The organism is Rhodococcus daqingensis (assembly GCF_042665615.1).
Lineage (GTDB): Bacteria > Actinomycetota > Actinomycetes > Mycobacteriales > Mycobacteriaceae > Rhodococcus_G > Rhodococcus_G daqingensis.
Genome location: NZ_JBHTCS010000022.1, coordinates 251365 through 278224, shown reverse-complemented (window position 1 = coordinate 278224; position 26860 = coordinate 251365). Strand labels below are relative to the sequence as shown.

The window sequence follows — 26860 nt, the reverse complement described above, 5'->3', positions numbered from 1 at the left end:
GCGTCCACTGTGCGGTATCTGAAACAACACACAGATACCATTCACCCCCAACATCACACCCCTCAGGGTTGATGATTCGGGCGGGGGAAACTGAATGTGTGACAGTTTCATAGAGTTACGGCGGCCATAGCGGAGGGGAAACGCCCGGCCCCATTCCGAACCCGGAAGCTAAGCCCTCCAGCGCCGATGGTACTGCACTCGACAGGGTGTGGGAGAGTAGGACACCGCCGAACATCCGTTACCGAAAGGGGACCCAATATACTGGGTCCCCTTTCGTGTTTTTTCTGCATAGCGTGTGTTGTCTGAAAGGAGATGCTGTGTCGGACAACAACGATGGCCGTCGTTCGTATGGGAGCGGCGGTTCTGACCGCAGTCGGTCGGGGGACAACCGTGGCGCAGGTGCCGGCGGCCCCCGCGGCGGGAGAGGCGATGGCCCCCGCGGCGGGAGAGGCGATGGCCCCCGCGGCAACACCGGCGGCGGAGCCCGCGGCGGCAGCGGCGGAGGCCGCCCGGATCGGCGCGGCGACGGTCCGCCGAGGCGGCGGGGCGGCGAGGGCAGCTTCGGTCCGCGCCCTCGCGACGGAGGAGTGCACGCCGAGCGCCGTGCCCCGCGACCGGACGAGCCGGACCTTCCCGAGGATGTGCAGGCGGGCGAACTCGACCCGGCCGTCCGCCGGGATCTGCTCAGCCTCGACAAGTCGAATGCCAATGCGGTCGCCCGTCACCTTGTGATGGCGAGCAAGCTGATCGACGACGACCCCCGTCTCGCGCTGGCGCACGCGCGTGCCGCCCGTCAGCGGGCCGGCCGCGTCGCGGTCGTCCGGGAGACCGCCGGTATCACCGCCTATCACGCAGGCGAATGGGCGGAGGCGCTCTCCGAGCTCCGTGCCGCGCGTCGGATGGCAGGCGGTCCCGGACTGCTCGCCGTCATGGCCGATTGCGAACGCGGACTGGGCCGACCCGAGCGTGCGATCGAACTCGGGCGCAGCGACGAGGCTCGCTCGCTCAGCGGTGACGAGGCGACGGAGCTCAGGATCGTGGTCGCGGGTGCCCGGATGGACCTCGGTCAGTTCGATCAGGCCGTGGTGACCCTGCAGACGGCGGAACTCGATGCTGCCAAGCAGGGCCCGACCGCGGCGCGTCTGTTCTACGCGTACGCCGACGCCCTGGTCGCGGCCGGGCGGGTCGAGGACGGCCTCAAGTGGTTCCTGAACTCCGCGGCCGCCGACCTCGACGGCGACACCGACGCAGAGGACCGGGTGGCCGAACTCTCCGGCGACCAGTGACGGTGGACGCCGCACCGTCGCTGCGGGAACTGCACGATGTGCTGCTGCTCGACCTCGACGGGACCGTGTACCAGGGCGCTCACGCGATCCCCGGCGCGCGCGAGGCGCTGGTCGATCGGTCGTCACGGTTGTTCTACGTCACCAACAATGCGAGCCGCAGCCCGCTCGCGGTCGCCCAGCATCTGCGCGAGCTCGGGTTCCCCGCCTCCGAATCGGAGGTGGTGACGAGTTCGCAATCCGCGGCGCGGTTGCTGGCGGAGGGCCTCGAGCCGGGGGCGTCGGTGCTGGTGATCGGCACCGAGGCCTTGGCCGAGGAGGTCCGGCTGGTCGGACTCTCACCGGTCCGGAGGTTCGACGAGAATCCTGCGGCGGTCGTTCAGGGCCACTCCACGGAGACCGGCTGGGCGATCCTCGCCGAGGCGACCCTGGCGATCCGTGCCGGTGCGTTGTGGGTGGCCTCGAATGTCGACTCCACGCTGCCCACCGAACGAGGGTTGTGCCCGGGCAACGGCGCGATGGTGGCTGCCGTGCGGGCCGCGACCGGCCGGGAGCCGCTGGTCGCGGGGAAGCCGGCCCGTCCACTGATGGAGGACGCCCTTCAGCGCAGCGGGTCCCAGCGACCGCTGGTGGTCGGTGACCGGATCGACACCGACATCGCCGGGGCGAATGCGGTCGGGGTGGATTCGCTGCTGGTGCTCAGCGGCGTCAGCTCCGTCGCCGACCTGCTGCGCGCGCCCGAGTCGTATCGACCCACCTATCTGGCGTCGCGGCTCGCCGAACTGGATCTGCCCGCCGAGCGGTTGAGCATCCGACCGCTTCCGGGGGTGAGTGTGCGACGCGAGGACTCCGACCTGGTCGTGTCCTGCGATCGAGGCGCCGCCCCGGAGCGCCTCGACGTGGTTCGATCGGTGCTCGCGGCGGCGTGGGCGCAGCCCGAGTTCGAGGGACTCCGTGGCGAGGATCCGGCCGCCGCGGCGGCGGTGGCGGCCCTCGTCGGTTGATTGCCTGCGTCGTGCCACGGGGCGGGATGCGCCGTGTCGCGGTGTGGGCGTGCGGGCCCCGGATCGGCTAGCGTTGGCCCCGATGAGTACGCCAATGCCACGCCCCGGGCAGCACCTTCCCGGACCGCCGACCACCGTCGACCCCGACCGCATCCACGCCGAGGTCGACGGGCTGCTCGCGCGCCTGGACTCGGTGGGTTCGGCGGAGGACGACGCGAGTGGTCACGGCCGGATCCCGGGGCAGGCACAGATCCTCGAGCGGGCCCATGAGGTCCTGGTGCAGGCGCTCGCCACAGTGGACAAGATCTGAGGTGGCTCGGCGCGCACGGGTCGACGCCGAGCTGGTTCGGCGGGGACTGGCCCGATCCAGGGAACACGCAGCTCAGCTGATCGGGGCCGGTCGGGTCCTGATCGCGGGAACGGTCGCGGTCAAGGCCGCGACCGCGGTCGAGGCAGGCACCCCCCTGTTGGTGACCGAGGAAGTCGACGAGGTCTCGTGGGCGTCGCGCGGCGCACACAAGATCCTCGGCGCGCTCGAGGCGTTCGAGCCGTCCGGGCTGTCCGTAGACGGTAAGCGATGCCTCGATGCAGGCGCCTCCACCGGCGGGTTCACCGATGTCCTGCTCAGTCGTGGCGCCCGCGAGGTGGTCGCCGTCGACGTCGGGTACGGACAGTTGGTGTGGCGGCTCCAGTCCGACGACCGCGTCACCGTCGTGGACCGGACCAATGTGCGTTCGCTGGAGCCGGAGCAGATCGGGGGGCCGGTCGAGGCGGTGGTCGCCGACCTGTCGTTCATCTCCCTCAAGCTCGTCCTGCCGGCGTTCGTCCGTTGCACCGCGGACGGCGCCGACCTGGTGCCCATGGTGAAGCCGCAGTTCGAGGTCGGGAAGGACCGCGTCGGGTCCGGAGGAGTGGTGCGGGACCCCGCCCTGCGGATCGAGGCCGTCGTCGAGGTCGCCGAGGCCGCGGACGCGCTCGGGCTGCGGACCCTCGGAGCGGTCGCCAGCCCCCTGCCGGGGCCGTCGGGCAACGTCGAATACTTTCTGTGGCTGCGGAAGCAGACAGAACCCGGGGTGGATTCGGTGCGTGAGGTCATCGAGCGAGCGGTACAGGAGGGGCCCCAGTGAATCCGGCACCGGAACCAGGGATCCCGGAACCGGGGACGTCGTCTCCGCAGCGCGAGATCCTGGTTGTCGCCCACACGGGGCGGGCCGAGATCACCGCGACAGCGCTCCGGGTGGCCAAGATCCTCGAGAAGTCCGGTATCGGACTGCGCGTCCTGGCAACGGAGGCCGATCGGACGGATCCGACCGCGTCGGACGGACACGATTCCTTCCGCCTGCCAGATCTCGCGCTGAGTGTCGTCGAGCCGGGGCCGTCCGCGGCCGTCGGCTGCGAGCTGGTGCTGGTTCTCGGCGGCGACGGAACCTTCCTGCGCGGAGCGGAACTGGCGCGTGCCGCATCGATTCCGGTGCTCGGCATCAACCTCGGCCGGATCGGGTTCCTCGCCGAGACCGAGGCGGAGCATCTGGAGGAGGCCCTGGCGAAGGTGGTCCGGCGCGAGTACCGCGTCGAACACCGCATGACGCTCGACGTGATCGTCCGGGTGGACGACGAGATCGTCGACCGCGGGTGGGCGTTGAACGAGGCCAGCATCGAGAACGTGTCCCGGCTCGGGGTGCTCGAGGTGGTCCTCGAGGTCGACGGCCGTCCAGTCTCGTCGTTCGGGTGTGACGGCGTGCTCGTCGCGACCCCGACCGGGTCGACGGCGTACGCGTTCTCCGCGGGCGGTCCGGTGGTGTGGCCCGAGCTCGAGGCGCTGCTGGTCATCCCGAGCAACGCGCACGCGTTGTTCGCGCGGCCGCTGGTGACGAGCCCGGAATCGCTCATCGCGGTCGAGACCTTCGCGGGCGGTCACAACGGATTGGTCTTCTGCGACGGCAGCCGCACGATGAGCCTGCCCGCGGGCGGCCGGGTGGAGGTGGTCCGGGGTCGGGAACCGGTGAAGTGGATCCGGCTCGACTCGGCACCGTTCGCGGACCGGATGGTCCGCAAGTTCGAGCTCCCGGTCAAGGGTTGGCGGGGAAGAAGGGCCGACGGGGAAGGGAGCAACGCCAGTGCTCGCTGAAATCCGGATCGACGGTCTCGGAGTCATCTCACAGGCGGGGGCCCAGTTCCACGAGGGACTGACGGTGCTCACCGGTGAGACCGGCGCCGGCAAGACCATGGTGGTCACCAGCCTGCACCTGCTCAGCGGTGCCCGTGCCGACGCGGGCCGGGTGCGGCTCGGTGCCGACCGCGCCGTCGTCGAGGGCAGGTTCTCCACCGCCAACGCCTCGGAGAAGGTGATCTCCGAGGTCGACCGGCTGCTCGAGTCGACCGGCGCCGAGCGCGACGAGGACGGCACGATCATCGCGCTGCGCACCGTCAGCAGCGACGGCCGTTCCCGCGCCCATCTGGGCGGACGAAGCGTGCCGGCCGGGGCGCTCACCGAGCTGACCGGACCGCTGCTGACCGTGCACGGCCAGAACGACCAACTCCGGCTCCAGCGGCCGGACCAGCAGCGCCAGGCGCTCGACGAGTTCGGTGGCGCACCGATCGGCTCCCTGCTCGACAAGTACCGGTCGCTGCGGGCGGAGTGGATCGAGGCCCGCGACGAGCTCGCCGAACGCACCCGGAGCAGCCGCGAACTCGCGCAGGAGGTGGATCGGCTCGAGTTCGGACTGAACGAGATCGACGCGGTGGCACCCCAGCCGGGCGAGGACCTGGCAATCGTCTCGGACGTGCGACGGCTGAGCGACCTGGACTCGCTGCGGTCGGCGGCGGCGGAGGCTCAGGTGGCGATGCTCGGCGGAGCCGCTGCGGTGGATGGGGTCGACGGCGACCCCGACGGCGTCGGCGCGCTCGACCTGCTGGGGGAGGCGCGCGCCCGGATCGAGTCCTCGGACGACCCGACGTTGACCGCGCTCGGCCCGCGTCTGGCCGAGGCCATCGCCGTCGTCACCGACCTGTCGGCCGATCTCACGGGCTATCTCGCGGATCTGCCGTCGGACCCGGGGGCGCTCGACACCCTGCTGAACCGGCAGGCCGAACTCAAGACGCTGACCCGAAAGTACGCGGCCGACGTCGACGGGGTGCTGGCGTGGGCCGAGCAGGCCCGCGAGCGGTTGTCCAAGATCGACGTCTCGGCGGAGGCGCTGGCGGCCCTGGCGGCCCGGGTCGACGACTGCGCGGCCGCGGTGGCGGTCGCGGCGGCCGCGCTGAGCCAGGCCAGGACGAAGCACGCGGTCAAGCTCGGTAAGGCGGTGACCACGGAACTCGGCGGTCTCGCGATGGGCAAGGCCCGCCTCGAGGTCACCGTGCAGCCGCTCGCCGCGGGTGCGCAGGACTCCGCGCCGCTGATGGTGGACGGTCGCGAGGTGCACGCCGGTTCGGCGGGTGTCGACGAGGTGGAGTTCCGCCTCGCCGCGCACAGCGGCGCCCAGGCGCTTCCGATCAGCAAGAGCGCCTCCGGCGGTGAGCTGTCGCGGGTGATGCTCGCCCTCGAGGTGGTGCTCGCAGGCGCCGAGAGCAGCGCGACGATGGTGTTCGACGAGGTCGACGCGGGGGTGGGCGGCCGGGCCGCGGTGGAGATCGGCAGGCGCCTCGCTCGCCTGGCACGCACCCACCAGGTGATCGTGGTGACGCACCTGCCACAGGTCGCGGCGTTCGCCGACACCCACCTGGTCGTCGACAAGGTGGACGGTCGCAAGGGCGCCGACAGCGGGGTGCGCACCCTGACCGACGCCGAGCGGGTGGTCGAGCTGGCCCGGATGCTCGCGGGACTCGACAACACCCAGACCGGACGCGCGCACGCTGAGGAACTGCTGGCGACGGCGAAGGCCGCGCGCAGCGAATAGCCCGGCAGGCCAGGCGACCGCTCGTCGGGTCGCCTCATGAACCGGGTCGGCGCGCCTCCGCTGGTCCGGGCCCCGTCGGGTTCATCATCGATGGCATGAAGATGCCGTCCCTGTTGTCACGAAACACCGAATCGTTGCCGGGGATCAGCGGCATCGCCCGGGTCGACCGCGACACGACGAAGCTGTTGCGTCGCGTCGGCCCAGGCGACATCGTGGTCCTCGACGAACTGGATCTGGACCGGATCACCGCCGACGCGTTGGTGGAGGCCGGGGTGCTCGCGGTCGTCAACGCGTCGCCGTCCATCTCCGGCCGCTACCCCAACCTCGGGCCCGAGGTCATCGTCGCGAACGGGATCACGCTGATCGATTCGGTCGGCGACGAGGTCTTCAAGAAGGTCAAGGACGGGGCCAAGGTCCGCCTCCACGAGGGCGGCGTCTACAGCGGTGAACGCAGGCTCGCCAAGGGTGCCGAGCAGAGCGAGGCCGAGATCTCCGACCTCATGATCGAGGCGAAGACCGGACTGGTCGATCACCTGGAGGCGTTCTCCGGCAACACTATCGAGTTCATCAGGACCGAGAGTCCGCTGCTCATCGACGGGGTCGGGGTCCCCGACATCGACGTGGACCTGCAGGACCGGCACGTGGTGGTCGTGGCGGACGGGACCGACCACGTGGCGGATCTGAAGAACCTCAAGCCGTTCATCAAGGAGTACTCGCCGATCCTCATCGGGGTCGGCGCGGGCGCCGACGCGCTGGCCGATGCCGGCTACCGCCCGGACCTGATCGTCGGCGACCCCGAGGACATCAGCAGCTCGACCCTCAAGTCCGGTGCCGAGGTGGTGCTTCCCGCGGATCCGGACGGCCACGCGAAGGGGCTCGAACGGATCCAGGACCTCGGCATCGGGGCGATGACGTTCCCCGCGTCCGGGGCGCCCGCGGACCTGGCACTGCTGCTGGCCGACCATCACGGCGCCTCGCTGATCGTCACGGTCGGCAGCACCGTCTCGCTCGACGAGTTCTTCGATCGGGGTCGGCGCGACAGCAACCCGGCGGCGTTCATGACCAGGTTGAAGGTCGGCCCGAAGCTGGTCGACGCGAAGGCGGTCGCGACCCTGTACCGCAGCCGCGTCTCGGGCGGCGCCATCGCGCTGCTCGTGCTGGCGGCACTGACGGCGGTGATCGTCGCGTTGGTCGTCTCCAACATCGGCGGCGAGGCCCTCGACTGGGCCATCGCGACCTGGAACAGCTTCGCGACGTGGGTACAGGGACTGCTCAAGTGATCTCTATGCGTCAACACGCTATCTCGATAGCGGCGATCTTCCTGGCGCTGGCGGTGGGGGTGGTGCTCGGCTCGGGCACCCTCTCCGGCGGCCTGCTGTCGGGGCTGCGCGACGACAAGTCCGAGCTGCAAGGACAGGTCAACGCGCTGCAGGAGACGAACAACCAGCTCGAACAGCAGCTCAACTCCGCGGACGGATTCGACGCGGCCGTCTCGGGCCGGGTCGTGCGCGATGCGCTCGCCCAGCGCTCGGTGGTCCTGGTGACCTCCCCGGACGCAGACCCCGGCGACCTCGAGGGAGTCACCAGGATGGTCGGCGCGGCGGGCGGGACCGTCACCGGCCGGGTCTCGCTGACCGACTCGTTCGTCGACGCGGCCAACGGCGATCAGCTGCGGACCACCATCACCAACGTGATTCCCGCGGGGGTCCAGCTCAAGACCGGTGCGGTCGACCAGGGCAGCCTGGCGGGCGACCTGCTCGGCTCGGTGCTCCTGCTGAACTCCCAGAACGCGCAGCCGCAGAGCACGCCCGAGGAGCTCGCGCTGGCGCTCGAGACCCTGCGATCCGGTGGATTCATCGCCTATGACAACGCGTCGGTCAAGCCCGCCCAGCTGGCGGTGGTGCTGACCGGTTCGGGCAAGTCCGCGGACGGGTCCGAGGGCGGCAACCGGGGCGCCATCGTCGCGCGGTTCGCGGGCGCGATGGACACGCGCGGCGCGGGCACCGTGCTGGCCGGTCGGCCCGGTGCCGCAGCGGGCAACGGGCCGATCGCCGTGGTCCGGTCGGACACGGCGCTGTCGTCGGGCGTCTCGACAGTCGACAACGTCGACCGGGAGGCGGGGCGCATCACCACCGTGCTCGCGTTGCAGGAGCAGCTCGCGGGCCAGGCGGGCCGTTTCGGCACGGGCCCCAACGCGACGTCGATCACAGTCGGCGCCCCGGCCGGCTGAGATCACAGCCATGACCGGCTCACGGGGCGATGACCAGCGGTTCGCGGCGCGTCATGCGGAGAATCCGACGCGTTGGTGTTACCGTGAAGTCCCGTGGGTCGGCAGGCCCCAGCTCTACCATTAGCCAAGCCCTGCAAGGTCGTCACGGGAGCTCTTTTGCCACTTTCACGCAGTCAATCGCGTACCGCCACCAAGCACATCTTTGTCAGCGGGGGCGTTGCCTCGTCGCTCGGCAAGGGTCTGACGGCGTCGAGCCTCGGGCAGTTGCTCACCGCCCGCGGGTTGCGGGTGACCATGCAGAAACTGGACCCCTATCTCAACGTCGACCCGGGCACCATGAACCCGTTCCAGCACGGTGAGGTCTTCGTCACCGAGGACGGGGCGGAGACCGACCTGGACGTCGGGCACTACGAGCGGTTCCTCGACCGCGACCTCAACGGATTCGCGAACGTCACCACGGGTCAGGTGTACTCGTCGGTCATCGCGAAGGAACGACGCGGCGAGTACCTCGGCGACACGGTGCAGGTGATCCCGCACATCACCGACGAGATCAAGAGTCGCATCCTCGCGATGGCGGGCCCCGACGCGCAGGGCCAGGAGCCGGACGTGGTGATCACCGAGATCGGTGGCACCGTCGGCGACATCGAGTCGCAGCCGTTCCTCGAGGCGGCGCGACAGGTTCGTCACGACATCGGCCGGGACAACGTCTTCTTCCTGCACGTGTCGCTGGTGCCGTACCTCGGCCCCTCCGGTGAGCTCAAGACCAAGCCCACCCAGCACTCGGTGGCGGCGCTGCGGAACATAGGTATCCAGCCGGACGCGCTGATCCTGCGCTGCGACCGTGAGGTGCCGCAGCCGCTGAAGTCGAAGATCGCGCTGATGTGCGACGTCGACGTCGACGCCTGCATCTCGACCCCTGACGCGCCCTCCATCTATGACATCCCGAAGGTGCTGCACCGCGAGGGACTCGACGCCTACGTCGTGCGCAAGCTGGGCCTGCCCTTCCGGGACGTCGACTGGACCGTGTGGGGCGCACTGCTCAAGCGCGTGCACGAGCCGCGCGAGTCGGTTCGGATCGCGCTGGTCGGCAAGTACGTCGACCTCCCGGACGCGTACCTCTCGGTGACCGAGGCGCTGCGGGCGGGCGGCTTCGCGCACCGTGCCAAGGTCGAGATCGACTGGGTGCCCTCCGACGCCTGCGAGACCGAGGCGGGCGCGCAGGAGAAGCTCGGCGAGGTCGACGCGGTGCTGATCCCGGGCGGGTTCGGTATCCGCGGCATCGAGGGCAAGCTCGGCGCCATCCGGTTCGCCCGGACCCGCGGGATCCCGCTGCTGGGCCTGTGCCTCGGGCTGCAGGCCGTGGTCATCGAGGCGGCCCGGTCGGTGGGACTCGACGACGCGAACTCTGCGGAGTTCGAGCCGGATACCAAGCATCCGGTGATCTCGACGATGGCGGATCAGGAGGAGATCGTCGCGGGCGAGGCCGATCTCGGCGGCACGATGCGCCTGGGTGCGTACCCCGCGGTCCTGGAGAAGGGCTCGGTCGTGGCCCGCGCGTACGGCTCCGAGAACGTCTCCGAGCGACACCGCCACCGCTACGAGGTGAACAACGCGTACCGGGACCGGATCGCGAAGAGCGGCTTGAAGTTCAGCGGCACCTCGCCGGACGGGCACCTCGTCGAGTTCGTCGAACTGCCCGCCGACAAGCACCCCTTCTTCGTCGCGACACAGGCACATCCGGAGCTCAAGAGCCGCCCGACGCGTCCGCACCCGCTGTTCGCGGCGTTCATCGGTGCCGCGCTCAAGTACAAGGCGGCCGAGCGGCTCGAGGTGGACGTGCATCCGGAGGACGCACTCGAGTCCGCGGCGGCCGACGGCGAATCGGTCGACGCGCCGAGCGTGGGTTAGCCCGCCGGCACCCGATGAGCAGGCCGGGCGAGCACGAGTTCGAAACCCTCGACACGCGAACCGTGTACGAGGGCGGCATTCTCACGTTGCGGGTCGACCGGGTGGCCATGCCCGGCGGCGGCGCGGCGAACCGCGAGGTGGTCGAGCACTACGGTGCTGTCGCGGTCGTCGCCGTCGACGAGCACGACCGGCTGATCCTGATCAACCAGTACCGGCACCCGCTCGGCAGGCGGGTGTGGGAGCTGCCCGCCGGGCTGCTGGACGAGGCGGACGAGGACCCCGTGGACGCGGCGCGGCGCGAGCTGGCCGAGGAGACGGGCCTCGCCGCCCGGCACTGGTCGGTGCTGGTGGACGTCGCTGTCTCACCCGGTTTCACTGACGAGGTGGTGCGGGTGTTCCTCGCGACCGGCCTCAGCGATGTGCATCAGCCGACCCCGACGGACGAAGAGGCCGACCTCGAGGTCGACCGCGTGTCGGTCGACGATGCCGTCGACCGAGCGCTGTCGGGGGAGATCGTGAACGCCACTGCGGTGTCCGGGATCCTGGCGCTGGCGGCGGCCAGGTCGCGCGCAGGCGGGACGGATGTGACGGGGCGTCCGGCGGATGCGGAATGGATCGATCGTCCGGTGGCGTTGTCGCGGCGCAGGCACGACGGTCCTCGCGGAGCCGGCGGAGCGAATACCGATGGGGTATAGGCGTGCTCGCCGACCAGGTGGAGACGTATCTCGACCATCTCGCGGTCGAACGCGGGGTGGCGGCGAACACCCTCAGCTCCTATCGGCGCGACCTGATCCGCTACCAGGGGTACCTGGCGAGCCGGGGAATCGACGACCTCGCCGCGGTGCCGGAGCGCGAGATCAGCGGCTTCGTCGTCGCGTTGCGCAAGGGTGATCCCGCCGCCGAGGTGCCGCCTTTGGCTCCGAGTTCGGCGGCGCGGGCGTTGATCGCGGTGCGCGGGTTGCACAAGTTCGCGACCGCGGAGGGCATCACGGCCGTGGACGTGGCGCGCGAGGTGAAGCCGCACGCGCCCGGCCAGCAGCTGCCCAAGTCGTTGCCGGTCGATCAGGTTCTCGCGTTGCTCGAGGCCACCGGCGGCCCCGACGCGGCGGATCAGCCGCGGGCCCTGCGTGATCGCGCCCTGCTCGAGCTCCTCTACTCGACGGGCGCCCGCATCTCCGAGGCCGTCGGCTTGGACATCGACGACATCGACGCGGTCGACCGCGCGGTGCTGTTGCGCGGTAAGGGCGGCAAGGAACGGGTGGTGCCGATCGGCAGGCCCGCGATCGCCGCGTTGGAGGCCTACCTCGTGCGGGGCCGTGCGGTGCACGCGGTTCGCGGCGGACCCGCGGTGTTCCTGAACATCCGTGGCGGCCGACTCTCGCGGCAGAGCGCGTGGCAGGTGCTGCGCAGCGCAGCCGACCGGGTGGGGATCGCCGAGGGGGTGTCGCCGCACACGCTGCGTCACTCGTTCGCGACGCACCTGCTCGACGGCGGGGCCGACATCAGGGTGGTGCAGGAGTTGCTCGGGCACGCGTCGGTGACGACGACGCAGATCTACACCCTGGTGACGGTGGGGGCGCTGCGCGAGGTCTGGGCGGGCGCGCATCCGCGGGCGTTGTGAAGGGGTGAGGGAATGGATACGGTCCCGGGAGTCGGAAGCACCGAGGAGGCGCCCTAGTGTCGATCGTCGACGTCAGCACCGAGATCGTGATCGCGCGGCCGCGGCATGACGTCGCCGCGTACGCGTCCGATCCCGATACGGCCACCACCTGGTATGCGAATATCGCGGCGGTGGAGTGGAAATCGGCGAAGCCCGCAGTGATCGGGTCCCGAATCGCGTTTGTCGCCACCTTCCTCGGCCGGCGCCTGAGCTACACGTACCGGGTGACCGAGCTGGTGCCCGACGAGCGATTCGTGATGCGCACCGATGAGGGGCCCTTTCGAATGGAGACGAGTTACGCCTGGTCGGACGCGGGGGAGGGTCTGACCAGAATGGTGCTGCGCAACCGCGGCGAGCCATCGGGCTTCGGAAAGATCGCGGCCCCGGTCATGGCCGCGGCGATGCGCCGGGCCAACACGAAGGACCTGGCTCGCCTCAAGACGATCCTCGAGGCGACCGGCGCCGGCGAATGACCGTGTCGCGGTCGCGATGACTGCGTCACCCCAGGACTTCATCAACCCAGCTCGGGGCCCTGCGCGATCGGCCCCGGGTCGTGCTCCGCGTGTCCGTTGACCGATCGTCGCCCGTCAAGCGGTAGCGTTTGTGCATCAGGGACGACAGACAGGGGAGTTGCAGACCGTGGTGACACCGCAGCCGCCAGCGGCGGAGTCTGAGCGTCAGGGTGCCTACTTCTACACCCGGAAGCCGGAACCGCCGACCCGTCTACAGGCCGACCGCATCGAGGGCAACGGCGCCGCTCCTGCCGAGTCCGCACTCGGTCCGACCGGCCGACCATTTCGCGAGGTACCCGTTCCCACGCCGCCCAACACCCATGGGCCCGCGCGGATCATCGCGATGTGCAACCAGAAGGGCGGCGTCGGCAAGACGACGTCGACGATCAACCTCGGCGCCGCACTGGCCGAGTACGGCCGGCGGGTCCTGCTCGTCGACCTCGACCCACAGGGCGCGCTGTCCGCCGGCCTCGGCGTCGCGCACAACGACCTAGAGCTGACGGTGCACAACCTGCTGGTCGAGCCGCGGGTGTCCATCGACGACGTGCTGATGCGGACCCGGGTGGACAACCTGGATCTGTTGCCCAGCAACATCGACCTGTCCGCGGCCGAGATCCAGCTGGTCACCGAGGTCGGCCGCGAGCAGACCCTGGGCCGGGTGCTGTACCCGGTGTTGGACCGCTACGACTACATCCTGATCGACTGCCAGCCCTCACTGGGGCTGCTGACCGTCAACGCTCTGGCCTGCGCAGAGGGCGTGATCATCCCCATGGAGTGCGAGTACTTCAGTCTCCGTGGGCTCGCGCTGCTCAACGACACCGTCGAGAAGGTGCACGAGCGCCTGAACCCGAAGCTGTCGTTGTCGGGCATCGTGGTGACGATGTTCGATGCCAGGACCCTGCATTCGCGCGAGGTCATGGCCAGGCTGGTCGAGGTGTTCGGTGATCTGGTCTACGACACGGTCGTGAATCGGACGGTCAGGTTCCCCGAGACCAGCGTCGCGGGAGAACCCATCACCACATGGGCGCCGAAGTCCGGTGGCGCGGAGGCGTACCGGGCGCTCGCCCGTGAGGTGATCCACCGGTCCGGACGGTAGATGGACATCGACGAGGCCGAGCGTATGGCCGAGGTTCCGCTCTCGGAACCAGTCGCCGCGGAAGCAGCGGCAGGCACACCGATCGAGGAACTGCCTGTCGCGGCCCTGGAGGCCCCGGTCGAGCCCGGGTTCCGGCTGAAGCTGCGCAATTTCGAGGGTCCCTTCGATCTGCTGCTGACGCTGATCAGTCAGCGCCGCCTCGACGTCACCGAGGTCGCGCTGCACCAGGTCACCGACGAGTTCATCGCCTACACCCGCTCGCTGGGCAGCGAGATGAGCCTCGACCAGACCACCGAGTTCCTGGTGGTCGCGGCCACGTTGCTCGACCTCAAGGCCGCCCGGCTGCTGCCCTCCGGCGACGTCGAGGACGCCGAGGACCTGGCGTTGCTGGAGGCCAGGGACCTGCTGTTCGCGCGGCTCCTGCAGTATCGGGCCTACAAGCAGGTCGCGATGCTGTTCGCGGAGCTGGAGTCGGCGGCGTTGCGGCGCTATCCACGCTCGGTGTCGTTGGAGGACCAGTTCGCGGGACTGCTGCCTGAGGTCCTGCTCGGCGTCGACCCCGGGCGGTTCGCGGAGATCGCGGCGGCCGCGTTCGCGCCGCGACCGGTCCCGACCGTGGGGCTCGATCACCTGCACGTCCCGACGGTCTCGGTGCCCGAGCAGGCGTCGATGGTGCTCGACCTGCTCAAGCAGCGCGGCGAGGGGAACTGGGCGACGTTCGGCGACCTGGTCGCGGGCTGCGACCTGACCGTGCAGATCGTGGCAAGATTTCTGGCGTTGCTCGAGCTCTACCGCGAGCGGGCGGTGGCCTTCGAGCAGCCGGAGCCGCTCGGGGAACTGATGGTCAGCTGGACCGGTGACGTCGACGCGGACGGGCAGACGCTGGTGAGTGCGGAGGATTACGGATGAGCGAGCTCGATCAGGCGCCGAGGCTCGACGACGAGGGCGCCTTCGACCCCGACGACCGGCTCGAGGACGACGAGCTGGAGGCGGCACTGGAGTCGATGTTGCTGGTCGTGGACTCGCCCGCGAGCAACGAGGTGCTCGCGTCGGCGGTCGGCGACTCCGCCGAGCGGGTGGAGGCGACGCTGCGCCGGATGTCGGCCGCGCTGACCGAACGGCGCAGCGGCATCGACCTCAGGTACGCCGGCGACGGGTGGCGTTTCTACACCAGGAACGAGTACGCGCCGTACGTCGAGAGGCTGCTTCTCGACGGCGCTAGGTCGAAGCTCACACGCGCGGCCTTGGAAACATTGGCGGTTATTGCGTACCGTCAACCTTTGACCCGTGCTCGGGTGAGTGCGGTTCGTGGCGTCAACGTGGACGGCGTCATGCGAACCCTGCTCGCCCGCGGACTGATCTCGGAGGCCGGTGTGGACTCCGAGACCAACGCGACGACGTACTCGACGACGGAGCTTTTCCTCGAGCGGCTCGGACTCGCCTCGCTGGCGGACCTGCCCGCGCTGGCGCCGCTGCTGCCCGACGTCGACGTCATCGACGACATCAGTGACGACATGGAGTCAGACCCACGGTTCACCAAATTGGGAGCCGGCAGGGCGGGATCCGAACCCGTATTGGATCCCGGCATAGATAGTGAAGAGTGACAGGACACCCAAGTGAACAATTCCGCTCGCCGTGATGGCACACCGGACCGGGGCAGGAGCAATCCCGCCCACAAGAGCTCGAGCCGCAGGGACTCGCCCCAGAAGGGGTCGGGGTCGAGGGGCTCGGCACCCCGCGATTCCGCCCGTGGCGGCGAATCCCGCGGCTCCTACGATCGCACCGAGCGCGGCGGCGCCCCCCGCGGTTCCTACGGCCGCACCGAGCGTGGCGCCACCCCCCGGAGCGGCGAATCCCGCGGCTCGCAGGACCGCTCCCAGCGCGGTGGCGCGCCGCGTGGCGCCCAGGATCGCACCGAACGGGGCGCGGCACCGCGCAAGACCGGCGGCTACCCCCGGGGAGGACCTGCGCCGCAGCTGTCCAAGCGGGGCAAGCCCAAGGCGCCGAAGCCGCAGCGAGCGCAGTCCGTCGCGCCGACGATCAGCAACGCCAAGCCCGCGCGGCACCAGTACACAGAGGGCGCAGGCCCGGCGAAGCTGGCCGCAGGCGAGGGCATGCGCCTGCAGAAGGTGCTCGCCCAGGCCGGTGTCGCCTCGCGCCGCGCCGCCGAGGAACTCATCGAGCAGGGCCGCGTCGAGGTCGACGGCCGCATCGTCGTCGAGCAGGGCCTGCGGGTGGACCCCGAGAACGCGGTGGTCCGGGTCGACGGCGTCCGCGTCGTCGTCAAGAAGGATCTCGTCCACATCGCGCTCAACAAGCCGCGCGGCTGGCAGTCCACCATGTCCGACGACCTCGGCAGGCCCTGCATCGGCGACATCGTCTCCGAACGGGTCTCCGCGGGCCAGCGACTCTTCCACGTCGGGCGCCTCGACGCCGACACCGAGGGCCTGATCCTGCTGACCAACGACGGTGATCTCGCGCACCGGCTGATGCACCCGTCCTTCGAGGTGCCCAAGACCTACCTCGCGACGGTGTCCGGCGTGGTCGACCGCAACCTCGGCAAGACGCTGAAGGCGGGCGTCGAGCTCGAGGACGGCCCGGCCAAGGTCGACTCGTTCGCACTGCTCGACGTGAACCAGGGCAAGTCCCTGGTCAAGGTCGTGCTGCACGAGGGCCGCAAGCACATCGTGCGCCGCCTGCTCGAGGCGGTCGGGCATCCGGTGGTTCGGCTGGTGCGCACCGACATCGGACCGGTCGCGCTCGGAGACGGACGTCCGGGCACCCTGCGGGTCATCGGCCCCGGCGAGGTCGGCGCGCTGTACAAGGCGGTCGGACTGTGAGCAGGGCGAGCGAAGCGGCGGGGGATGTGACGGCAGGCCGCCTGGTGGTGGCGATGGACGGGCCGTCCGGTACCGGAAAGTCCACGGTCGCAAGGCGGCTCGCGACGGGACTCGCCGCGCAGTATCTCGACACCGGTGCGATGTACCGGATCGCGACGCTGCACGTGCTGCGCTCCGGCGTCGACCCCAGCGACCCGGCGGCGGTGGCCGCGGCCACCAAGGCGCTCGAGCTGACCATCGGCACCGATCCGGCCTCGGACCGGGTGCTGCTCGCCGGTGAGGACGTCACCGACGAGATCCGCGGCGGCGCGGTCACCCAGGCCGTGTCCGCGGTCTCGGCGGTGCCCGAGGTACGCACGATCCTGGTCGACAAGCAGCGCGAGTTCATCGCGCGCACCGAGCGGATCGTGGTCGAGGGGCGCGACATCGGCACCGTCGTGATGCCCGATGCGGACGTGAAGGTGTACCTGACCGCCTCTGCTGCTGCCAGGGCTGAGCGCAGGAACACGCAGAACATCGCCGAGGGCAGGGGCGATGACTACAAGGCGGTGCTGGCCGATGTCGAGCGCCGCGATCATCTGGACTCCACCCGTGCGGTCTCGCCGCTGCGGCCCGCCGAGGACTCGGTGATCGTGGACACCAGCGAACTCGGAATCGATGACGTGATCGGCAGGTTGCTGCTGGTGGTACGCGACAGAACTGGAGCAGTGCAGTGACCGACAGCTTTGACATCGGCGGCTCGATCGCCGGCGACGGCACCTGGAGTGAGGAATCCGACTGGGAGCTCGTCGATCTCGAGGAGGGCGAGGAGGGCGAGGGCCACGTCGCCGTCCCGACGCTCGCCATCGTCGGACGTCCGAACGTCGGCAAGTCCACGCTCGTGAACCGCATCATCGGCCGCCGTGAGGCCGTCGTGCAGGACATTCCCGGGGTCACCCGGGACCGCGTCTCGTACGAGGCGAACTGGGCCGGACGACGATTCATGGTGCAGGACACCGGCGGCTGGGAGCCCGACGCCAAGGGGCTGCAGCAGTCCGTGGCCCGTCAGGCCGAACTCGCGATGCAGACCGCGGACGCGATCGTGCTCGTGGTCGACGCGGTCGTCGGCGCCACCGCCACCGATGAGGCCGTGGCCAAGGTGCTGCGGCGCTCGAAGACGCCGGTCCTGTTGGTGGCCAACAAGGTCGACGACGAGCGGACCGAGTCCGAGGTCGCGGCGCTGTGGTCGCTCGGCCTCGGCCAGCCCTACTCGGTCAGCTCCATCCACGGCCGCGGCACCGGTGACCTGCTCGACGAGATCCTGCAGGTGCTGCCGGAGACGCCTCGAGAGGGCACCGGCGGCCAGGGACCGCGCCGTGTGTCGCTGGTCGGCAAGCCGAACGTCGGCAAGTCCAGCCTGATCAACAAGCTCTCCGGCACCGAGCGGTCCGTCGTGCACGACGTCGCGGGCACCACCGTCGACCCGGTGGACTCGCTGGTCGAGCTCGGCGGCAAGGTGTGGCGCTTCGTGGACACCGCGGGCCTGCGCAAGAAGGTCAGCCACGCGAGCGGCCACGAGTTCTACGCGTCGCTGCGCACCAAGAGCGCGATCGAGGCCTCGGAGGTGTCGATCCTGCTGATCGACGCCTCGCAGCCGATCACCGAGCAGGACCTGCGGGTGCTGAGCATGGTGGCCGACGCCGGCCGCGCGCTGGTGCTGGCGTTCAACAAGTGGGACCTCGTCGACGAGGACCGCCGGTACATGCTCGAGAAGGAGATCGACCGGGAGCTGGTCCGGGTGCCGTGGGCGCAGAGGGTGAACATCTCCGCGCACACCGGCCGCGCCGTGCAGAAGTTGGTTCCCGCGCTGGAGACCGCGCTCGAGTCCTGGGACAAGCGGATCCCGACCGGCCGGTTGAACACCTGGCTCAAGGAGATCGTGGCCGCGACGCCGCCGCCGATGCGTGGCGGTCGCCTGCCCAGGATCATGTTCGCCACCCAGGCGGGCACCCGTCCGCCGACGTTCGTGCTGTTCACCACCGGGTTCCTGGAGGCCGGCTACCGCCGGTTCCTCGAGCGTCGGTTGCGTGAGGAGTTCAACTTCGACGGCAGCCCGGTGCGCATCTCGGTGCGCGTGCGCGAGAAGCGCGATCGCAGCAAGCGCTGACGCCGCCGAGATCGACCTCGACACTGGCAAGCCCCCGAAATCGGGGGCTTGCCAGTGTCGTTCGAGGGGGACCCGCTTGGGGCGAAACCCGCTCCGAACAGTCGATTCGCACTCTCGACTGTCACTGATGTAATCTCATCGAGCGCCCGCAAGGGAGTGGACGGGCTGTGGCGCAGCTTGGTAGCGCACTTGACTGGGGGTCAAGTGGTCGCAGGTTCAAATCCTGTCAGCCCGACCGAAGAAGGCGGCCCCGGAGTGATCCGGGGCCGCCTTTCTCGTTATCGCGGCGGGCTAGGGTCGACGGATGACCGCAGCCCGGGAGTCGACCCTCACGCGTGCCGCCTGCGCCGCCGCGCTCGAATCCTTCGACGTGCGCACCGTCGAACGCGCCGGGCATCGCTGCGCGGCGGTCGCGCTCGCGGTGGTCACCACCGACGGGGTCCCCTCACTGCTGCTCACCGTGCGGCCGAGCACCATGCGGGCACACCCAGGCCAGTTCGCGTTGCCGGGTGGCGGCATCGACGCGGGGGAGTCGCCGGGAGAGGCGGCGCTGCGTGAGCTGGAGGAGGAGCTCGGCGTGCAGGCGCCGCCGTCGTCCGTGCTCGGCCACCTCGACGACTTCGTCACCAGGTCCGGCTACGTCATCACCCCGGTGGTGGTCTGGGTGGGCGAGCTGGACGCGCCGATTCGGCCGAACGCCGAGGAGGTGGAGTACGTCTTCCAGGTGAGCATGGCCGAGCTCGATCACGACCCGCAGTTCCTGTCGGTCCCGGGGAGCGCACAACCGTTGATCGAGTGGCCGTTCCGGGGCGCTCGGATCTTCGCGCCGACCGCGGCGATGATCTATCAGTTCCGCGAGGTCGCCCTGCACGGGCGGCCGACGAGGGTCGACGAGCTCGGTCAGCCGGACTTCGCGTCCCGGTAGGTCTGCCGGCGCCGGTGTAGCCGCCGCAAGCCCCTGCGGGCGGGTCGGGCGCCGTCTACGGTGACCGCCATGGGAATCCTGCTCTCCGCGCTTCGCGGCCTCGACCGGACCGGAATCGATCCCGTGGCGTGGCACGCACCGCCCCCGCCCCCGCTCGAGGGCGCGCTCGCCCCGAACACCGCACTCGACGGCGCGGAGCGGTGGGCGACGCCGGGGAGCAAGGGGCCCGAGGACGTGGCCGTCGACCACGAGGGCCGGCTCGTCACCGGCACGGACGACGGGAAGGTGTGGCGATTCGACGCACCCGGCCGCGCGACCCTGATCGCGGACACGGGCGGCCGACCCCTGGGCATCGAGATACTCGACGACGGCCGATACCTGATCTGCGACTGCGAGCGCGGGGTGCTGCGCGTCGACGAGGCGGGTCGGATCGAGACCCTCACCGACAGCGCGCTCGGGCGCCCGCTGGTCGCGTGCAACAACTCGGCGGTCGGACGGGACGGCACGATCTACTTCACCGATTCGTCGGCGAAGTACTCCGTCGCCGAGCACCGCACCGACCTCCTCGAGCACGGCGGCACCGGCCGGCTGATCCGCCTCGACCCGGCCACGGGCGAGACCGACCTGCTGGCGGACGGGCTGCAGTTCGCCAACGGGGTCGGACTGTCGGCGGACGAGTCGTTCGTGGTGGTCGCCGAGACCGGGGCGTATCAGATCCGGCGGGTCGAGCTCACCGGCACCGACGCGGGCCGGGTGTCGATCTGGGCCGAGAACCTGCCCGGCATCCCCGACAACGTGACCTCGCAGACGCCAGGGGGGATCTTCTGGGTGGCGCTGTACAGCCCCCGAATGCGCCTGCTCGACCTGTTGGCGCCCCACCCGGCGCTCCGTGTGGTCGCGGCGAATCTGCCGCACTGGGCGCAGCCCGAACCGGACCAGCGCGGCTGGGTGCTCGGGCTCGACGCCTCGGGCGAGTTCGTGCACAGTCTGCAGGGCGGCCCGGGCAGCTACGCCCCGATCACCGGTGTCCGCGAGGCCGACGGCTGGCTCTACCTGGGCAGCCTGACCGCCGACTCGGTGGCCAGGGTCCCGGCGCCCCCGTCCGCCGTGTGAAAAGCTGTTCGAGATATCGGCGGACGAGGAGCACGGGGGACCAATGGGCAGCGGTGACCGGCCACACGAGGTGGCGGACGTCCCGGCTGCACCGATCGTGTCCGACCGGATCGTCACCGTCCCGAATCTGCTCAGCGTGGTGCGGCTCGTCGGTGTCCCACTGTTCGTCTACCTGTTGCTCGGACCGCAGGCCGACGGGTGGGCGCTCGCGATCCTGATGCTCAGCGGATTCACCGACTGGGCCGACGGCAAGCTCGCCCGCCTGCTGAACCAGAGTTCGCGGCTCGGCGCGCTGCTGGACCCGCTGGTGGACCGCCTCTATGTGGTCTCGACCCTCGTCGCGTTCGCGATCCGCGGGATCATCCCCTGGTGGGTGGCCGTGATCCTGATCGGCCGGGACGTGATCCTGGCGTTGACCCTTCCGATCTACCGTCGACGCGGTCTGCCGCCGCCGGCGGTGCTCTACCTCGGCAAGGCCGCGACCTTCGCGCTCATGTTCGCGCTGCCGCTGATTCTCGCCGCGCAGGGCGACTGGGGGTTCGCGCCGATCGCGCGGGCCTGGGGGTACGCGCTGCTCGTGTGGGGGACCGGACTCTACGTGTGGACGGCGATCCTGTACCTGCTCGCCGCGCGGAACATCGCGCGGGAGGTACCCCGAACGGACCGGGCGCGGTGACCGACGGCGAGGTTCGCCGCAATCCGGTGCCCTCGCTGCTCCGGTCGCTGATGAACGACCATCTCGACCCCGGGTACGCGGCGGCGGCGGAAGACCGGGCCAGGGGCCATTCCCTGCACCGGCCGCTGCATTCGGGGAGCTGGTGTGTGGCCGGCGGCATCGTGCTCGGCCTGATCTTCGGTATCGCGTACGCGCAGGCCGACGACCGGGAGCCCGGCACCGACCAGGTGCGCAGCGAGATCCTCGGCAAGGTCCACGCCGCGGAGGAACGCGGTGGCGGCCTCTCCGACACCAGGGACGAGCTGGCGGCGCAGGCCGAGGCGCTGCGCTCCAGGGTGCTCGCTGGCGATTCCGAGGGTTCCGACGTGCTGGCCCAGCTCGCTGTCCTGGAGCAGGCCGCCGGCCTGGACGCGGTGCACGGCTCCGGGCTGACCGTCACGCTGACCGACCCGGCCGCCCGTCCTGACCTGTCCGACCGCGGTAGGCCCGGCGCTGCCCCGGCAAAGGCGGTGGTCCTCGACCGGGACATCCAGTCGGTGGTGAACGCCTTGTGGTCGAGCGGAGCCGAGGCGGTCGCGGTCGGCGGGGTCCGCATCGGCCCCTCGGCCACCATCCGCCAGGCGGGTGGGGCCATGCTCGTCGACAATCAGCCGGTGTTCTCGCCGTATGCGATCTCGGCGATCGGGCCGGCGGACCGGTTGCAGACCGGGTTCGTGGTGAGCGACGCGTACCTGCGGATGTCGGGCGTCGCGCAGCTGTACGGGGTGGGTTTCACCGTCGCCGAAGAAGAAGATGTCAGCCTCCCGGCCGCGACCGCCAGGGAGATCAGAACCGCACACGAGGTGGGTGGCCAGTGAAGCCGGTCAGCGCAATCAAGAGCGTCAGGGCAGTCAAGAACGGATACGCCGTCTACGGGGTGCTCGCGCTCGTCGCGGGGATCGTCGCCGGAGTGGTGTTCCGTCCGCAGGTGCCCGACGCGATCCAGCCCTATCTGCCGATCGCCGTGGTCGCGGCGCTGGATGCGGTGTTCGGCGGGCTGCGCGCCTACCTGGACGAGATCTTCGACGCCAAGGTCTTCGTCGTGTCCTTTGTCTTCAATGTGCTCGTCGCGGCGCTGATCGTCTGGCTCGGCGACCAGTTGGGCGTGGGCACGCAGCTCTCGACCGCGATCGTGGTGGTCCTCGGCATTCGCATCTTCGGCAACGCGGCCGCGCTGCGGCGCAGGCTGTTCGGGGCGTGATCGGCGGTGAGTGGTCACGAGGGCAAGCACGAATGGCGCACCGAGCTGTCGGCCTCGGCGCGGCGCTCGAGGGTCGTGTTCGGGCTGTTCGCCGTGTTGCTCCTGGCCGCGCTCGGGGTCGCCATCGCGACCCAGGTGAGGACCACCGGTTCGGGTGACACCCTGGACTCGGCGCGCCCAGCGGACCTGTTGGTGCTGCTCGACAATCTCGGACAGCGAGAGGCCGCGCTGCGGCAGGAGATCGCGGGACTCGAGGGGACCCTCGCCACCCTCCAGCGCAGCGGCGGCGGGTCCCAGGCCGCACTGGACGAGGCCAGGGCGCGCCTGACCGCGCTGTCGATCCAGGTGGGCGCCGTGCCCGCCGCCGGACCCGGCGTGGTGTTGTCGGTGTCCGACCCGAGCAGGAGCGTCGGCTCCGAGGTGATCTTGGATCTCGTGCAGGAATTGCGGGCGGCGGGGGCGGAGGCGATCTCCGTTCGCGGCGACGGGGGCGAGCCGGTGCGTATCGGTGTCGATTCCTGGGTCACCGGACCGCCCGGGAAGATCACGGTCGACGGGACCGAGCTGAGGGCGCCGTACGAGGTGCTCGCGATCGGCGATCCGCCGACTCTGGCGGCCGCCCTCAACATACCCGGCGGTGTGTTCGACACGGTCGCGCGCGGCGGTGGCAGGTTGGCCGTCGAGCAATCTCAGCAGGTCACGATCACCGCCTTGCGGGAGACGAAGCCTCGTCAATACGCTCAGCCCGGAAACTGAATCCGGCGCCGCGCGGTATTCGCGCGCGCCGGTGCGATCGAAAGGACTTCTCACCTTGAGCGAAACGAACATCCCGGCCGAATTGCGCTACACGGCGGAGCACGAATGGGTGCAGCGGACCGGGTCGACGACCGTGCGGATCGGGATCACCGATTTCGCGCAGTCCCAGCTCGGTGACGTCGTCTTCGTGCAGCTCCCCGCGGTCGGTGACGATGTGGTGGCGGGCGAGTCGCTCGGTGAGGTCGAGTCGACGAAGAGCGTGTCGGACATCTACGCTCCTCTGAACGCGAAAGTCATTGTGGCCAACGCGGATTTGGAGTCCAGCCCCGAGCTGGTGAACTCCGAGCCGTACGGAAACGGTTGGCTGGTCGATCTCGAGGTGGCCGACGAGGCCGCTCTGGACGCCGCGTTGGCCGAGATGCTGGACGCCGAGGGCTACCAGGCCATCGCGGGCGGCTAGGACACGCGTGGATCGACCTGCGAGTGCCCACGTGAGAGGCATTCGCAGGGTACGGTCGATAGGGAGCGCATCCGTCATGTCGGGGCGTAGGTCCGTATCGGAATGTGATTGTGTCGAGAAGATTTGTCCGGGAGGGTTCCCGGACCGATCGGACTTCAGGAGGAGAAACGGTGAGCGAGAACGACAGCGACGCGGTTTTTGGAGAATCGCCGGCTGAGACAACGTCGGTTTTCCGGGCGGATTTCCTCAACGAGTTGGACAGCACGACCGCTGCTCCGCAGTCCGCTGAGCAGGTCTCCGGGGTGGAGGGCCTGCCCGCCGGTTCGGCGCTCCTCGTCGTCAAGCGTGGCCCCAATGCGGGCTCCCGGTTCCTGCTCGACCAGCCCACCACCTCGGCGGGCCGCCACCCGGACAGCGACATCTTCCTCGACGACGTGACGGTCAGCCGTCGGCACGCCGAGTTCCGGCAGGACCAGAACGAGTTCCAGGTGGTGGACGTGGGCAGCCTGAACGGCACCTACGTCAACCGAGAGCCGGTGGACTCGGCCACCCTCGTCAACGGTGACGAGGTGCAGATCGGAAAGTTCCGACTCGTCTACCTCACCGGCCCCCGCGGCGCCGGCAACTCCGCTGCGGGTGCGGGTAGCTGATGACCGCGGTCGGGCAGCGGACCGAGGGCGGGATGTCGATCGGCTCCGTCCTGGATCGGCTACGTCCCGATTTCCCCGATATCACCATCTCGAAGATTCGTTTCCTCGAGGCGGAGGGGCTGATCAGTCCCGAGCGGACGCCGTCGGGCTACCGGCGCTTCTCGCTGGCCGACTGTGAGCGACTGCGGTTCGTGCTCACCGCGCAGCGTGATCAATACCTGCCGTTGAAGGTGATCAAGGAACAGCTCGAGGCCATCGACAGCGGCGTCGCGGTGGTCGGGTCGACGGAGTCGGCCCCGCGGCGGCCCCGGGCGCTGGCCATCGCGCCCGGCGAGGTCTCGCCGGAAGAGTTCAGGGCCAACCGGGAGGTCCGCATCAGCCGTGGCGACCTGATCGCACGGTCGGGAGCGGACGAGGCCTTCCTGTCGGAGTTGCTGCGAAGCGGCTTGATCGTGCCGGGTGTCGCGGGCTTCTTCGACGAGGACGCCGTCACCCTGGCGCGGGCGGCAAAGGCGATGTCGGAGTTCGGACTCGAGGTCCGGCACCTGCGCGCGTTCAAGCTGGCGGCCGACCGGGAGGCCGGGTTGGTCGCCCAGATCGCGGGACCCGTGGCCAAGGGCCGAGATGCGGGCGCGCGTGATCGCGCCGAAGAGATGGTGCGTGAGCTCGCCGCGCTGTCGCTCACCCTTCACACCTGTCTGGTGAAGGCGGCTGTCCGCGGCGCGCTCGATCGCTGACGATCGCCCAGGCTGACAGCGCGAGGACCGGTATCCGCTCGGCGACAGTCGAATGGGTCGCTGGGTTCGCTTAGAATTGGGTACGGCCTCATGCGATGGGTGCGGTCGATGCCGATGAGGCCCAGCAGACGGGAGGCAGACGCGATGAGCGAGATGCGTGTGATCGGGATTCGTGTTGAGCAGCCACAGAATCAGCCCGTACTGCTGCTGCGGGAGAGCGACGGTGACCGGTACCTGCCGATCTGGATCGGTCAGACGGAGGCCACTGCGATCGCGCTCGAGCAACAGGGCGTGGAGCCGGCGCGGCCGCTCACCCACGACCTGATCATCACGCTCATCACGGCGCTGGGCAACGCTCTGCGCGAAGTCCGCATCGTCGACCTCCAGGAGGGCACGTTCTATGCCGACCTGGTCTTCGCCGACGACCTGCGGATCTCGGCGCGGCCGTCCGATTCGGTGGCGATCGCGTTGAGGGCGGGCGTGCCGATCTTTGCGGAGGAGGCGGTGCTGGCCGAGGCGGGACTGGTGATGCCCGACGAGCGCGAGGACGAGGTCGAGAAGTTCAAAGAGTTCCTCGAATCCGTGTCGCCGGACGATTTCAAGGCAACCGACGGTTAGTGTGATCCCGCTGTCGAGAGACGGCGAGGTAATGCACTGGGCAACGAAATAGTCTCACCCTCAAGTTTAGGTTTAGGGTTCGGCGTGTTGCGTTGACCCAGGTCAATCGTCGCAATAGCTTTGATCCATCGAACGCACACCATGTGATTCGCACCGAGGCGTACTCTGAGTCGAATCCACGGTATGGAATTCCATGCGAGAGGGAGCAGTCAGTGGGAGATCATCCGCAAGGGCCTCAGCGCGGTCTCGCCCCGTCCGAGGGTGTCGAGGATGTCCAGCCGGGCCTCTTTCCTGATGACTCGGTGCCGGACGACCTGGTTGGCTACCGGGTGCCGAGCGCGTGTCAGATCGCGGGAATCACCTACCGGCAGCTGGACTACTGGGCGCGGACCTCGTTGGTCGTGCCGTCGATCCGCGGGGCCGCCGGATCCGGCAGTCAGCGCCTGTACTCGTTCAAGGACATCCTGGTCCTCAAGATCGTCAAGCGCCTGCTGGACACCGGCATCTCGCTGCAGAACATCCGGGTCGCCGTCGACCACCTGCGTCAGCGCGGCGTGGGTGACCTCGCCAAGATCACGCTCTTCTCCGACGGCACCACCGTCTACGAGTGCACCTCGGCCGAGGAGGTCGTCGATCTCCTGCAGGGCGGTCAGGGAGTGTTCGGGATCGCCGTCAGCGGAGCGATGCGCGAGCTCACCGGCACGATCGCCGATTTCCCGGCCGAACGGGCCGACGGTGGCGAGAGTGAACTGAGCCCGGAGGACGAGCTCGCCTCGCGGCGCAAGAACCGCGCCAGCCGCAAGACCGGATAGCGCGACCGAACGTCACGGTCATCGACGTGGCGCGCGGCACACCATGCCGTGCGGTTCCCGGGCGCAAGGTCGGGCGAACGTAGCCTAGAATTCGGGGTACGTCGCCGCCGCATGGGAGAGTTCCGGAGCACTATCCGGACGCCGAAGGAGCAATACCTCCCCGTCAATCTCTCAGGCATCCAGGACCGTGCGGGCTACGACGTCTCTGGAAAGCGGTGGGAGCACCCACCCGCCCACGGGGAAAGGGGCCATACGCAACGGCCCTCAATCTCTCAGGCGCTCGCGGCGACGAGCA

General features: G+C 69.7%; 29 protein-coding genes, 1 tRNA gene, 1 rRNA gene and 1 riboswitch. All 31 genes read left to right on the top strand.

What is annotated here, in order from left to right; translation table 11 throughout:
• Positions 1 to 116 precede the first annotated feature (116 nt).
• A 5S ribosomal RNA gene (gene rrf / locus ACFQS9_RS19015) occupies positions 117 to 233 on the top strand.
• 84 nt (positions 234 to 317) lie between these two features.
• On the top strand, positions 318 to 1286 hold the full coding sequence (locus ACFQS9_RS19010) for a tetratricopeptide repeat protein (protein WP_378407492.1): 969 nt from the start codon (positions 318 to 320) through the stop codon (positions 1284 to 1286).
• Positions 1283 to 2287: an HAD-IIA family hydrolase gene (locus tag ACFQS9_RS19005; protein ID WP_378407490.1), complete on the top strand. Its 1005-nt coding sequence runs from the start codon at positions 1283 to 1285 to the stop codon at positions 2285 to 2287. Before ACFQS9_RS19010 ends, ACFQS9_RS19005 begins: the two co-directional genes overlap by 4 nt.
• 82 nt (positions 2288 to 2369) lie before the next feature.
• Positions 2370 to 2597, top strand: a complete 228-nt coding sequence (locus tag ACFQS9_RS19000) for a hypothetical protein (protein WP_378407488.1) — start codon at positions 2370 to 2372, stop codon at positions 2595 to 2597.
• Position 2598: 1 nt separating this feature from the next.
• Complete coding sequence (locus ACFQS9_RS18995; RefSeq protein ID WP_378407486.1) at positions 2599 to 3414, top strand: TlyA family RNA methyltransferase; 816 nt, start codon at positions 2599 to 2601, stop codon at positions 3412 to 3414.
• Positions 3415 to 3434: 20 nt separating this feature from the next.
• Positions 3435 to 4415, top strand: coding sequence for an NAD kinase (locus tag ACFQS9_RS18990; RefSeq protein WP_378407530.1), 981 nt, complete (start codon positions 3435 to 3437; stop codon positions 4413 to 4415).
• Positions 4405 to 6186, top strand: coding sequence for a DNA repair protein RecN (gene recN, locus ACFQS9_RS18985; RefSeq protein WP_378407484.1), 1782 nt, complete (start codon positions 4405 to 4407; stop codon positions 6184 to 6186). The genes ACFQS9_RS18990 and recN overlap by 11 nt, the downstream gene beginning before the upstream one ends.
• A 95-nt stretch (positions 6187 to 6281) precedes the next feature.
• Positions 6282 to 7466 carry a putative cytokinetic ring protein SteA gene (gene steA / locus ACFQS9_RS18980; protein WP_378407482.1) on the top strand — a complete coding sequence of 395 codons (1185 nt, stop codon included), beginning with the start codon at positions 6282 to 6284 and terminating at the stop codon, positions 7464 to 7466.
• Positions 7463 to 8416, top strand: a complete 954-nt coding sequence (locus ACFQS9_RS18975) for a copper transporter (protein ID WP_378407480.1) — start codon at positions 7463 to 7465, stop codon at positions 8414 to 8416. The genes steA and ACFQS9_RS18975 overlap by 4 nt, the downstream gene beginning before the upstream one ends.
• Positions 8417 to 8572: 156 nt before the next feature.
• The gene (locus ACFQS9_RS18970; protein ID WP_378407478.1) at positions 8573 to 10324 is read left to right on the top strand and encodes a CTP synthase; all 1752 of its coding nucleotides are present in this window, start codon (positions 8573 to 8575) and stop codon (positions 10322 to 10324) included.
• A 14-nt stretch (positions 10325 to 10338) separates the two neighbouring features.
• Positions 10339 to 11019 (top strand): NUDIX domain-containing protein, encoded by a 681-nt coding sequence (locus tag ACFQS9_RS18965; RefSeq protein WP_378407476.1) that lies wholly within the window; start codon positions 10339 to 10341, stop codon positions 11017 to 11019.
• A 2-nt stretch (positions 11020 to 11021) separates the two neighbouring features.
• A complete protein-coding gene (locus ACFQS9_RS18960) occupies positions 11022 to 11945 on the top strand; it encodes a site-specific tyrosine recombinase XerD (RefSeq protein ID WP_378407474.1) in 924 nt (307 codons plus the stop codon).
• 56 nt (positions 11946 to 12001) lie between these two features.
• The gene (locus ACFQS9_RS18955; protein ID WP_378407472.1) at positions 12002 to 12457 is read left to right on the top strand and encodes an SRPBCC family protein; all 456 of its coding nucleotides are present in this window, start codon (positions 12002 to 12004) and stop codon (positions 12455 to 12457) included.
• A gap of 265 nt (positions 12458 to 12722) precedes the next feature.
• The gene (locus tag ACFQS9_RS18950) at positions 12723 to 13592 is read left to right on the top strand and encodes a ParA family protein (protein WP_378407528.1); all 870 of its coding nucleotides are present in this window, start codon (positions 12723 to 12725) and stop codon (positions 13590 to 13592) included.
• Complete coding sequence (locus ACFQS9_RS18945; RefSeq protein ID WP_378407470.1) at positions 13593 to 14501, top strand: segregation and condensation protein A; 909 nt, start codon at positions 13593 to 13595, stop codon at positions 14499 to 14501.
• The gene (scpB, locus tag ACFQS9_RS18940; RefSeq protein WP_378407468.1) at positions 14498 to 15196 is read left to right on the top strand and encodes an SMC-Scp complex subunit ScpB; all 699 of its coding nucleotides are present in this window, start codon (positions 14498 to 14500) and stop codon (positions 15194 to 15196) included. The genes ACFQS9_RS18945 and scpB overlap by 4 nt, the downstream gene beginning before the upstream one ends.
• Positions 15197 to 15208: 12 nt before the next feature.
• Positions 15209 to 16432: a pseudouridine synthase gene (locus ACFQS9_RS18935; RefSeq protein WP_378407466.1), complete on the top strand. Its 1224-nt coding sequence runs from the start codon at positions 15209 to 15211 to the stop codon at positions 16430 to 16432.
• 53 nt (positions 16433 to 16485) lie between these two features.
• A complete protein-coding gene (cmk, locus tag ACFQS9_RS18930; protein WP_174562898.1) occupies positions 16486 to 17148 on the top strand; it encodes a (d)CMP kinase in 663 nt (220 codons plus the stop codon).
• Positions 17145 to 18578: a ribosome biogenesis GTPase Der gene (gene der / locus ACFQS9_RS18925; protein ID WP_378407464.1), complete on the top strand. Its 1434-nt coding sequence runs from the start codon at positions 17145 to 17147 to the stop codon at positions 18576 to 18578. Before cmk ends, der begins: the two co-directional genes overlap by 4 nt.
• Before the next feature lie 161 nt (positions 18579 to 18739).
• Positions 18740 to 18813 (top strand) — tRNA-Pro (locus ACFQS9_RS18920).
• Between the two features lie 69 nt (positions 18814 to 18882).
• Positions 18883 to 19503, top strand: coding sequence for an NUDIX hydrolase (locus tag ACFQS9_RS18915; protein ID WP_378407462.1), 621 nt, complete (start codon positions 18883 to 18885; stop codon positions 19501 to 19503).
• A 69-nt stretch (positions 19504 to 19572) separates the two neighbouring features.
• Complete coding sequence (locus tag ACFQS9_RS18910; protein ID WP_378407460.1) at positions 19573 to 20616, top strand: SMP-30/gluconolactonase/LRE family protein; 1044 nt, start codon at positions 19573 to 19575, stop codon at positions 20614 to 20616.
• A 43-nt stretch (positions 20617 to 20659) separates the two neighbouring features.
• Positions 20660 to 21292: a CDP-alcohol phosphatidyltransferase family protein gene (locus ACFQS9_RS18905; protein ID WP_378407458.1), complete on the top strand. Its 633-nt coding sequence runs from the start codon at positions 20660 to 20662 to the stop codon at positions 21290 to 21292.
• Positions 21293 to 21342: 50 nt separating this feature from the next.
• Positions 21343 to 22149 (top strand): DUF881 domain-containing protein, encoded by an 807-nt coding sequence (locus ACFQS9_RS18900; RefSeq protein ID WP_378407526.1) that lies wholly within the window; start codon positions 21343 to 21345, stop codon positions 22147 to 22149.
• Complete coding sequence (locus ACFQS9_RS18895; protein ID WP_378407456.1) at positions 22146 to 22532, top strand: small basic family protein; 387 nt, start codon at positions 22146 to 22148, stop codon at positions 22530 to 22532. Before ACFQS9_RS18900 ends, ACFQS9_RS18895 begins: the two co-directional genes overlap by 4 nt.
• 6 nt (positions 22533 to 22538) lie before the next feature.
• Complete coding sequence (locus ACFQS9_RS18890; RefSeq protein ID WP_378407454.1) at positions 22539 to 23288, top strand: DUF881 domain-containing protein; 750 nt, start codon at positions 22539 to 22541, stop codon at positions 23286 to 23288.
• A gap of 55 nt (positions 23289 to 23343) precedes the next feature.
• Positions 23344 to 23748, top strand: a complete 405-nt coding sequence (gene gcvH / locus ACFQS9_RS18885; protein WP_378407452.1) for a glycine cleavage system protein GcvH — start codon at positions 23344 to 23346, stop codon at positions 23746 to 23748.
• A 170-nt stretch (positions 23749 to 23918) separates the two neighbouring features.
• Complete coding sequence (gene garA, locus ACFQS9_RS18880; RefSeq protein WP_378407450.1) at positions 23919 to 24398, top strand: glycogen accumulation regulator GarA; 480 nt, start codon at positions 23919 to 23921, stop codon at positions 24396 to 24398.
• Positions 24398 to 25135, top strand: coding sequence for a transcriptional regulator FtsR (gene ftsR / locus ACFQS9_RS18875; RefSeq protein ID WP_378407448.1), 738 nt, complete (start codon positions 24398 to 24400; stop codon positions 25133 to 25135). The genes garA and ftsR overlap by 1 nt, the downstream gene beginning before the upstream one ends.
• Before the next feature lie 144 nt (positions 25136 to 25279).
• Positions 25280 to 25753, top strand: coding sequence for a bifunctional nuclease family protein (locus tag ACFQS9_RS18870; RefSeq protein WP_378407446.1), 474 nt, complete (start codon positions 25280 to 25282; stop codon positions 25751 to 25753).
• Between the two features lie 212 nt (positions 25754 to 25965).
• Positions 25966 to 26565: a MerR family transcriptional regulator gene (locus ACFQS9_RS18865; protein WP_378407444.1), complete on the top strand. Its 600-nt coding sequence runs from the start codon at positions 25966 to 25968 to the stop codon at positions 26563 to 26565.
• 102 nt (positions 26566 to 26667) lie between these two features.
• Positions 26668 to 26763: riboswitch (glycine riboswitch) on the top strand.
• Positions 26764 to 26860 lie beyond the last annotated feature (97 nt).

Coding starts and splice junctions, on each gene's coding strand:
- ftsR (WP_378407448.1), top strand. CDS start 24,398: ATGACCGCGGTCGGGCAGCGGACCGAGGGCGGGATGTCGATCGGCTCC.
- ACFQS9_RS18870 (WP_378407446.1), top strand. CDS start 25,280: ATGAGCGAGATGCGTGTGATCGGGATTCGTGTTGAGCAGCCACAGAAT.
- ACFQS9_RS18905 (WP_378407458.1), top strand. CDS start 20,660: ATGGGCAGCGGTGACCGGCCACACGAGGTGGCGGACGTCCCGGCTGCA.
- scpB (WP_378407468.1), top strand. CDS start 14,498: ATGAGCGAGCTCGATCAGGCGCCGAGGCTCGACGACGAGGGCGCCTTC.
- ACFQS9_RS18900 (WP_378407526.1), top strand. CDS start 21,343: ATGAACGACCATCTCGACCCCGGGTACGCGGCGGCGGCGGAAGACCGG.
- steA (WP_378407482.1), top strand. CDS start 6,282: ATGAAGATGCCGTCCCTGTTGTCACGAAACACCGAATCGTTGCCGGGG.
- ACFQS9_RS18945 (WP_378407470.1), top strand. CDS start 13,593: ATGGACATCGACGAGGCCGAGCGTATGGCCGAGGTTCCGCTCTCGGAA.
- ACFQS9_RS19000 (WP_378407488.1), top strand. CDS start 2,370: ATGAGTACGCCAATGCCACGCCCCGGGCAGCACCTTCCCGGACCGCCG.
- cmk (WP_174562898.1), top strand. CDS start 16,486: ATGGACGGGCCGTCCGGTACCGGAAAGTCCACGGTCGCAAGGCGGCTC.
- ACFQS9_RS18910 (WP_378407460.1), top strand. CDS start 19,573: ATGGGAATCCTGCTCTCCGCGCTTCGCGGCCTCGACCGGACCGGAATC.
- ACFQS9_RS18965 (WP_378407476.1), top strand. CDS start 10,339: ATGAGCAGGCCGGGCGAGCACGAGTTCGAAACCCTCGACACGCGAACC.
- ACFQS9_RS18915 (WP_378407462.1), top strand. CDS start 18,883: ATGACCGCAGCCCGGGAGTCGACCCTCACGCGTGCCGCCTGCGCCGCC.